Source organism: Acinetobacter sp. AKBS16 (genome assembly GCF_002899995.1).
Taxonomy (GTDB): Bacteria; Pseudomonadota; Gammaproteobacteria; order Pseudomonadales; family Moraxellaceae; genus Acinetobacter; species Acinetobacter baumannii.
This window is the reverse complement of sequence record NZ_POYH01000082.1, coordinates 49332-58443: the sequence shown is the minus strand read 5'-3', so window position 1 is coordinate 58443 and position 9112 is coordinate 49332. Positions and strand designations below refer to the sequence as shown.

General features: G+C 38.6%; 6 protein-coding genes. 5 read left to right on the top strand and 1 reads right to left on the bottom strand.

Translation table 11 applies throughout. The features are described 5' to 3' along the window. The first annotated feature begins 15 nt into the window (after positions 1-15). A complete protein-coding gene (locus C1642_RS14920) occupies positions 16-1833 on the top strand; it encodes a dipeptide ABC transporter ATP-binding protein (protein ID WP_103236517.1) in 1818 nt (605 codons plus the stop codon). A 27-nt stretch (positions 1834-1860) separates the two neighbouring features. After that, positions 1861-3129: an acyl-CoA dehydrogenase family protein gene (locus C1642_RS14915; protein WP_031379830.1), complete on the top strand. Its 1269-nt coding sequence runs from the start codon at positions 1861-1863 to the stop codon at positions 3127-3129. 54 nt (positions 3130-3183) lie between these two features. Here the strand turns inward: C1642_RS14915 and C1642_RS14910 are convergent, their stop codons facing one another. Continuing rightward, positions 3184-4236 (bottom strand): ABC transporter substrate-binding protein, encoded by a 1053-nt coding sequence (locus C1642_RS14910; protein WP_031379829.1) that lies wholly within the window; start codon positions 4234-4236, stop codon positions 3184-3186. A gap of 283 nt (positions 4237-4519) precedes the next feature. Here C1642_RS14910 and C1642_RS14905 point away from each other — a divergent pair, with 283 nt between their 5' ends. The 3 genes from C1642_RS14905 to C1642_RS19660 all read left to right on the top strand — a co-directional run. Next, the gene (locus tag C1642_RS14905) at positions 4520-6331 is read left to right on the top strand and encodes an ABC transporter ATP-binding protein (RefSeq protein ID WP_081310199.1); all 1812 of its coding nucleotides are present in this window, start codon (positions 4520-4522) and stop codon (positions 6329-6331) included. Continuing rightward, positions 6328-8160, top strand: coding sequence for an ABC transporter ATP-binding protein (locus tag C1642_RS14900; RefSeq protein WP_103236516.1), 1833 nt, complete (start codon positions 6328-6330; stop codon positions 8158-8160). The genes C1642_RS14905 and C1642_RS14900 overlap by 4 nt, the downstream gene beginning before the upstream one ends. Positions 8161-8326: 166 nt before the next feature. Beyond that, positions 8327-9112 (top strand): TonB-dependent receptor plug domain-containing protein (locus C1642_RS19660; RefSeq protein ID WP_228153924.1); only part of this gene is annotated, 786 nt, incomplete at its 3' end.

Here is a 9112-nt window from a genome sequence, read left to right as displayed (position 1 = left end):
TGAGGAAAAATAAATATGGCAAATACATTTAAAAATACAGTATTGACCGTAACAGACTTAACCGTGGCATTGGTAAACACCGGCAATCACATCGTTTCTAATATTTCATTTAGCTTGCGAGAAGGTGAAGTTTTAGGTCTGGTCGGAGAGAGTGGTTCTGGTAAAACGACATTATCGAGTGCCTTATTGGGCTATGCACGACATGGCGCCAAGATTATTCAAGGAACTATTGAACTGGATGATGAAGATATTCTCAGTTTAGATGATCATGCTTTACGTCAGGTTCGTGGCTATAAAATTAGTCATGTCGCTCAAGATCCTGGAACGGCACTCAACCCAGCATTAAGTATTGGTCAACATTTATTTGAATTATTAGAAGTCCATCAGGCCCAGTTATCAAGCGCTGAAAAATACCAGAAAGTAGCCAAAATTTTAGATGAAGTGGGGTTACCTCATGATGAGCTATTTCTCAAGCGTTATCCTCATCAACTTTCAGGTGGACAGCAACAACGAATTTTATTGGCCTTGGCATTCTTATTACAGCCACGTTTGATTGTTTTAGATGAGCCAACCACCGCCTTAGATGTGACGACACAGACATTGGTGTTGAACATCATTCGTAAATTATGCCGTGAATATAATGTTGCTGCTATTTATATATCGCATGACTTAACGGTTGTAAAAGATATTGCAGATCGGGTGATTGTTTTATATTCAGGGCGAATTGCTGAAGATGCGGTATTAACCCAACTATTTGAAACCCCTAAACACCCTTATACGCAAGGTTTACTTAACGCCATTCCCGATGTGGCCATTCGTAAATATTTATCTCCAATTGAAGGACACGCACCCTCACCAAATGAGCGTCCAGCCGGATGTGCTTTTGCAGTACGTTGTACTTTCGCCACAGACATATGCCGTCAAAAACAACCTGAATTAACTCAATTAAAAGATGAGTTTGACCCGCATTTTGTTGCTTGTCACCATTCGGATCATGTTGGCGTGATTAATTTTAAAGAGCTTGATCATCAGGTTATTGAACGAGAAACTGATCGAGAAGCACTGCTGAAAGTTGAACATATTAATGCGTGGTATGGGCAGCAACAGGCTCTTTTTGATATCTCATTTCAACTCAAAAAAGGTGAATGTTTAGCATTGGTTGGTGAATCTGGCTCAGGTAAGACAACTTTATCACGTGTGATTGCTGGCCTGAATGAAAATGCAGATGGACAAATTACATTAGCAGATGAAGTCTTGTCATTGCGTGGACAACAGCGTCATTTACGGCAACGACATAAACTGCAATATATCTTTCAAAATCCTTATAAAGCCTTGAATCCAGCGCATACGATTGGACAGACCTTAATTAAAGTTGTGCAGCATTTCTTTGGAGCATCTCGACAAGAAGCCATAGAAAAAGTCACACAGGTACTTAAACAAGTCTCTCTACCTATACAAGTTCAGGAACTCTATCCAAGAGATTTATCGGGTGGGGAGCGACAACGAGTGGCGATCGCGCGAGCTTTATTGTGCCAACCTGATGTTTTGATTTGTGATGAGATTACCTCTGCTTTGGATGTTTCAGTTCAGGCATCTATTTTAAAACTGTTACAAGACCTTCAGCAGCAAGGTGTGACCTTACTATTTGTGACTCATAACCTAGGGGTTGTTCGTGCAATCGCAGATCGAGTCGCCGTATTAAAAAATGGACATATTGTTGAATACGGTGAAACAGATCAAGTGCTTAGTCATCCTCAACATATATATACCAAAACTTTGCTTACCCATGCGCCAAGCTTGTTTAAAAACAACGTATTAGAAGTTAGCGCATAAAAAAGAACAGATTTTTCGGAGTTAAAAATGAACGATATTAACCAACACAGTTTTTTAGAATTAGGTAGCGTAAGACATATTCAAAGCGAGCAAGAAGCACTTGAGATTGCAAATGAGGTAGCAGATCAACTGAATCAATTTGCTCGAGATCCAAGTTATAACAAGACTGTCCCTTATGATCAGGCGCGTTTAATTTCAGAAGCCGGTTTAACCGCGATTATTGTGCCCAAGCAATTTGGAGGCTTAGGTGCCAGTATTTCAACCTTGGTCAATGTGGTGAAAATTATTTCATCTGCCGATGGTGGTGTAGGGCAGTTATTACAGATTCACTTCACTATGTTCCGAGGAATTTTAACTGGCTATGACGATGAAATTCGTGATCAATTACTTGCCGATGTATTAAGTGGAAAGCGTTTAGGCAATGCACTTGCAGAAGTGGGAGGCAAAGATAAGTTCCAGCATAAAACACGCGTAGAAAGGAATTCAGAAGGACAATTAATTCTAAACGGCAGTAAGTTTTATTCTACAGGCTCTTTACTTGCAGAATGGATTTCTTTATTTGCGGGTAGTGATGATGGACCAGTCTCGATTTTAATTCATCGAGATACAGAAGGAGTAGAGTTACTTGATGACTGGGATGCAATGGGACAAAATAATAGCGTCAGTGGCACTGTTAATTTTAAAGATGTGATTGTTGATGAACGTTATATTGCTAAGCGGAATACTGGTGGTTTAGGCACGGTTTTACGTACGGGACTCACTTGGCCTCAGATTTTACACGCTGCAATGGACACAGGAATTGCCAAAGGGGCATTACAAGGCGGGATTGATTATTTACAACATCATGCTCGACCTTGGGTAGAAAGTGGGGTCGATTCACCTACACATGAATCTCATATTATTAAACAAATTGGTGAGTTTGCTGTTTTGGTCCGTTCGGCTGAGGCATTGTTAGATCGTTCAGCACAAATTTTTGAACAGCATTTGGCAAATGTAGAAGATGAAGACTTACAAACGGAACTGATTTTATCGGTTGCTGCTACCCGTAGTCAGTCTGATCATGCATCTTTAAAAATTTCGAGTGAAATTTTTGGATTACTCGGCGCAAGTTCAACCTTATCGAAATGGAATCTAGACCGTTTCTGGCGTAACGCACGAACCCACACCACGCATGATCCAATTCGCTGGAGGCTATATCATGTTGGAAATTATTATTTAAATAATATTCCACCAGGAGAATACAACTCGGTACTTCTGAAGAAGCAGGCGGAGAATGTGACTAAATTTTCTAAGTAAAATGAAGTCAATAAAAAAGGTTGTCATCAAGACAACCTTTTTGTTTTTGTACTATTAAGCCACTTGAGCTTGAATAAAAATATCCTGCGCCAGCCATTCACGAACATTAATTTCTGCAGGAATAAAGTTCCAGCGATAGAGAAAGTCACTCAAGTCTTGTAAAGCAATAATAGAGATTTCATCAAAGTTAGTGTTCAGTTTCAGATGTGCATCTGCACCGTAAGCAGCATGAACCCATTGTTCACTGCTATTACACTCTTTTGCCAAATAACGATGGGTTTCATCGGGATGGGCATGAGCCCATTGTTCTGCTTGTAAAACAGCATCGACAATCGCTTGGGCTTGCTCTGGATATTGCGTTAGAAAATCTTCATCAACAGTGAGCGTTCTTGGTGTTCCATTATTAGAGCGTAGAATAGGGTCTGGATGTGAGCCAATATCAATAATAGTATGCAGGGCGAAATCATGAGCAATTTGCGCAGCATGTGCACCTTTTAGGAAAATAGCATCGACATCACCTTTAATTAATGCCACAATTTCTGCACTTGCATTAATTTTGTTACGATTACCATAAAAACTAGAATCATTTTCTTCAGGCTGTTGTTGCTGTGCAGCTAAAATATCTGCTCGTAAACAATCGACCAGCTCAAGATCGCTCACCTTCAAATCCACTATTTTTAAGGCATTCTCTAAACCACGAATCGCCTGTGCACGTGAGAAATCAATAATTGCATCTTGATTCAGTGGAATACCAAAACGTTTGCCTTTTAAGTCTGCAACAGTTTTGATGTTTGAATCGTAGCGTGTTAATAACAATTGAACTTCATCAGCCCAAGATAAGCCAATCACTTTGGTTTTTTGACCAGATGCATATGCCCAAATTGCAGGAATACTGCCGCCATGTCGAACTGAGTTGGCAAGGGTATGGTTAAAATGGGAGTTACGAATATCTTTGGAGTTTGATTCTCGAATTGATTTTATTTCAATCTGCTGCTCATTAAATTTTTCTTTGAGCCAACCTTTTTGAATTGAAATGCCTAGACCAGTTGGTACGGGGCAGCGTGTATACCAAAGTGTGTTTAATGGTTGAGTTTGAAGTGTTGTCATCGTGACATCCTTTTGTGGTTTTCATGCTTTAAAGCAAAATTGATGCCACTCATTAATTTATTGATATTTATAAATTATTTTTAATATCTTTTTTTATGATGTTGATATATCAAATTTTGTTGCGATTACAACACAAGAATTGCGTTGGTGTTTTAAAAACAACACCCCCATAAATAGCGCTCTATAAAAACAATATAAAACAATAATTTAAAATATTTTTTAAGGTCATTAATTTGGCATGAATCTCGCAATAAAACGGAATCTTAAATTTTTACTATCTTTTATGTTTAAAAATTATCCATTATTGCGAAGTTTGGCTTTATATCGTTTTATGCCATTTCGTTTTGTATTGACGGCGACCTTATTTGTTATCGCAAATATCGGGTTAGCACTTCAACAGTATTCAATCGGTCATGCGATTGATACCTTAAAACATAGTGAACGAGCAACCTTATTTCAGCATGCTATCACTGATCCTTTAAATCCTTGGTTTTGGTTCATTCTACTTACGAGTATTGCAAGTATTAGAGCTGTTATTCAATATTTAGCAGGGTTAAGTGCTTTAACCATTGGCCAGCAACTGCTAAGTATTTTAAGGGAAAGAATCTTTAGCCAAGTACAGCATTTAGATGTTTCATGGCACTGGAAACATGGGCTAGGAGAAGTATTATCTCGTACAACACGTGATTCAGATAAATTAAAAGAAGCGCTCATCAATTTTTGGCGTCAAGTATTTGAGTCAAGCTTGGTTGTTACCGTAACCGTTGGGCTCTTGTGTTGGTATCATCCTTGGCTTGGCCTAGTTCCTTTATTATTTATTTTTTTAGGGCTTTGGGTTCTATTTAAACTGACCAATCAATTGGTGGTTCTGGACCATCAAGTTGCATCTGCATATGAAAAAGTCAGCGATACATTGGCAGAAAGCGTCAATGGAATTCGGGTAGTCAAAGCTTTTCAACTCGAAGAGAAACTTTTACAACGTTTTAACCATGCTGTAGATCTATTTATTCATCATTCTATTCAGACCATCAAGACAAGTGCAAAACGGTTACCTATTCCGCAAGTAATTATTGCGGGTTCTTACTTATGGGTCATTGCTTTTGGTGCTTATTTAATTGGTCAAAATCAGTTGCAAGTAGGGCAATTTGTTGCTGCCATTCTCATGGCAAATTTATTGGTGTTTCGTATTGAAAGCATTGGTCAGGTCTTACATATTTTTGCCGATGCTCGCTCGTCTGCAACAAGAATCTGGCAAATGCTAGATGAGAAGTCCGCAATTGAAGATCAACAATATCCTCTAACGTTGCAATGGCGTGATGAATTAAGCATTAAATTAGAAAATGTCAGCTTTCAGGATAAAACAACAAAAAATTTTATTTTAAAGCAATGCAGTGTTGAATTTCGAGCAGGTGAAATCGTTACTGTTGTCGGTAAGACAGGCTCAGGTAAAACGACTTTGATGAATTTACTCAATCGGTTTATTGACCCAACAGAAGGGCAAGTTTTAATTGGTTCTGAGCAAATGGGATGGACGAATATTAAAGATTTGAGCCTATTTGAATTACGACATTGGGTTCAGATCATTCCTCAAGAAAATTTCTTTTTTAGTGGCACACTGGCAGATAACTTAAGAGTTGCTAAGCAAGATGCAACGGAGCAAGAGATGAAAGAGGCTTTACATTTAGCTTCTGCATCTGAACTATTACAACGACTTGATAATGGTTTAGACACGTTGATTGGGGACAAGGGCGTTACCTTATCTGGAGGACAAAAACAACGACTTGCCTTGGCCCGTTCTATTTTAAAAAATTCACCAATTTTAGCACTAGATGATTCTACCAGTGCCTTAGATGCCACTACAGAAAAACAAGTTTTACAGCGACTATCAGGACTTTCTGATGATGGAAACCATTTTAAGAAAACAATCATTATTAACTCTAATAAACAAACCACGATTGCTTTATCTGATCGCGTTATTGTGCTTGATCAGGGTCATATTATTGCCCAAGGCACACATGCTGAATTGGTTCAAAATTGTTTGTTTTATCGAGAGTTGATGGGTTTTCAGTTAGAGCAGCAGGAGATTGATGCATGAATACCAGTGTTAAAAATTTCCGCCCATTTGCAAAATCAGCTGATCTACAAATCGAAGAAAATTTGGCAAATGCCTCAATTCATAGAGGAATGCTAAAAAAACTTATTCCTTTAATTTATCCCATTCGATACTTGCTGCTTGCTTTAATTGCAGTAGAAATTTTACAAGTGATGAGCGTTTTTGTTCGGCCTTGGGTGGTGAAATATATTTTAGATTCGGGCTTTCAATACATTGCTGGAAAAATAGTATTGAATCAGCCTGTTTTATTCATTGCGATTAGCATTTTAATCTTAAGTTGGATTTGTCGTTTTGCTTTAGCGGGCGTATCAAAATATCTTTCAGGCCGAGCAGCTTTGAAAGTGATTAATGGTTTAAGACGTTCGTTATTTCAGCATATCCAAAGTTTAAATATTGGTTATTTTGATCGTACCAAGGCTGGCAGGATTATTTCACGGGCCGATCGTGATGTCGAAACGCTAGAGCCTGTTTTGATACAAGGGCCACCAGAGTTACTTTCGGCAATTTTGCGTTGTGGATTAGCTTCAGTACTCCTTTGGCATATCTATCCACCATTTTTCTGGTGTTTATTTGCGACGCTACCCATTTTATTTGGAATGACTGCAATTTTTAAAAAGTCATCACAAAAACATTGGGGACGAGTTGGGGAGGAACGCAGTCGGTTTACTGCTCATTTGGTTGAAACAGTAAATGGAGCAAAAATCGTTCAGCAATTAAATTACACCGAAACCAATCAATCTCGTTATCAAGAATTATTAAAAGACTTTAATAACTCTATTATTTATGGCAGCAAGCGGACCAGTTGGTTTGCTCCCTTTACAGGTTTACTCTCAACTCTAGCTACTGCCGGATTCATTGTGATTGGTAGTTATGCGTATAGTGATGGCATGATTAGTATAGGGCAGTTTGCAGAGAGTATTTTCTATGTGTTTTTATTCTTAGCGCCGTTACAGGAACTGACCGATTTATTTGAACGTTATGCCAATGGAGCAGCATGTGCGCAGCGAATATTTCTACTTTTAGACACTCAATCTACGATTCAAGAACAACCGAATGCTGTGAAGCTTGAACAGTTAAATGGTCATATTCGTTTTCAGTCGGTAGATTTTGCCTATACCCACAAACCTGTTTTACAAAACTTTAATTTGGACATTGAAGCTGGAAAAATAATTGCGATTGTAGGGCCAACGGGACATGGCAAAAGTACCATGGTTCAGTTACTAACGCGATTTTATGAACCCCAGCAAGGTGGAATTTTTCTAGATCGTTATCCAATACAAAATATTCATCTTGCAAGTTTAAGACAGCATGTGAGTATCGTTTTACAAGATAATGTTTTATTTAGTGGAACAATTTTAGATAACTTACGTCTAGTTCAACCTGATGCTACAGACCAGAAACTTATCCAGGTTATTGAAGACTTGGGAGTGGATGAGATATTGCAACAACTGCCGCAAGGCTATTTCACCGAAGTGGGAGCGCTTGGTAAAAATCTTAGTCATGGACAAAGGCAACTTGTTTGCTTAGTTCGTGCTTATTTGGCAAACCCCAAAATATTAATTCTAGATGAAGCCACCTCTGCAATCGATATTTATACCGAGCAAAAAATACAATATGCGCTCAGACGCTTATGCCAAAATAGAACATGTATTGTCATTGCACATCGGCTGAGTACCATTCGTGAGGCTGACAAAATTGTTGTGATTAAAAATGGCCATGTCGTAGAAGAAGGTTCACATGAGCATTTAATACAGCAGCAGTCAGCTTACTTTCAGTTATATCAGTCATATTTACAAAACCAACTTGTTTAAGCGATTTACAGATTTCACAACTGTAGTTTTATAAGCATTTTTTTGAATCATTGTTTAAATTTAAACAATGATTCTTTTATTTAAATTTCTTAATGCATTGATAATAAATAATAAAATATTTGGCATCGGCTTTGCTATATCGGTCTAGATCGTTAAGGAAGCTAATATGCATACATATTTTTCTCAATTCATTCTTCACTCCTCAATTTTTGCACTGAGTACACTCACTGCCTCAATTACTTTGGCAAATGATCAAAAGAATTTGCCAGATAAAGAGGATGCCATCACATTACAATCTGTGGTTGTCACAGGCTCTAGACGGGCAATTAGTAGCTCACTTGATGCACCTGCACCCGTTGATATTTTAACTGCCAAAGAGTTACAAGAGACTGGTGCAACTGATCTTGCAGCAGCATTAACACGATTGTCTCCTTCGGTGACTTTACCGAGTTCTCCTGCAGGTGGGTTTGGGGCATCGGTTCCGCCAAGTATTGCACTTAGAGGATTATCTGCTGATCAAACTCTAATTTTAATTAATGGAAAACGTCGTCATACATCCGCTTATTTCACCCGCCAAGCCTATGCAGGTGGAAGAGGCGCAGCGGTAACTGACCTAAGTTTAATTCCAGTGAGCGCGATTGAGCGTATAGAGATCTTGCGGGATGGTGCTGCCGCACAATATGGGTCAGATGCAATTGCCGGCGTCGTTAATATTATTTTGAAATCACGAGATCATGGAGGTGGCGTAAGCTATCAAACAGGTGGCTACACTCAAGGAGATGGTGAACAACATAAAGTTAATCTTTGGAAAGGTTTTGCACTTCCTAACGATGGTGCATTGACGGTTGCATTAGATCTAGGCAAACGTGAAGCTGCAAGTAATACAGCACCTGATACGCGAACTTTTTATGATGGTTCAACCAAGGCTCAATATACAGAACAAAATACACCC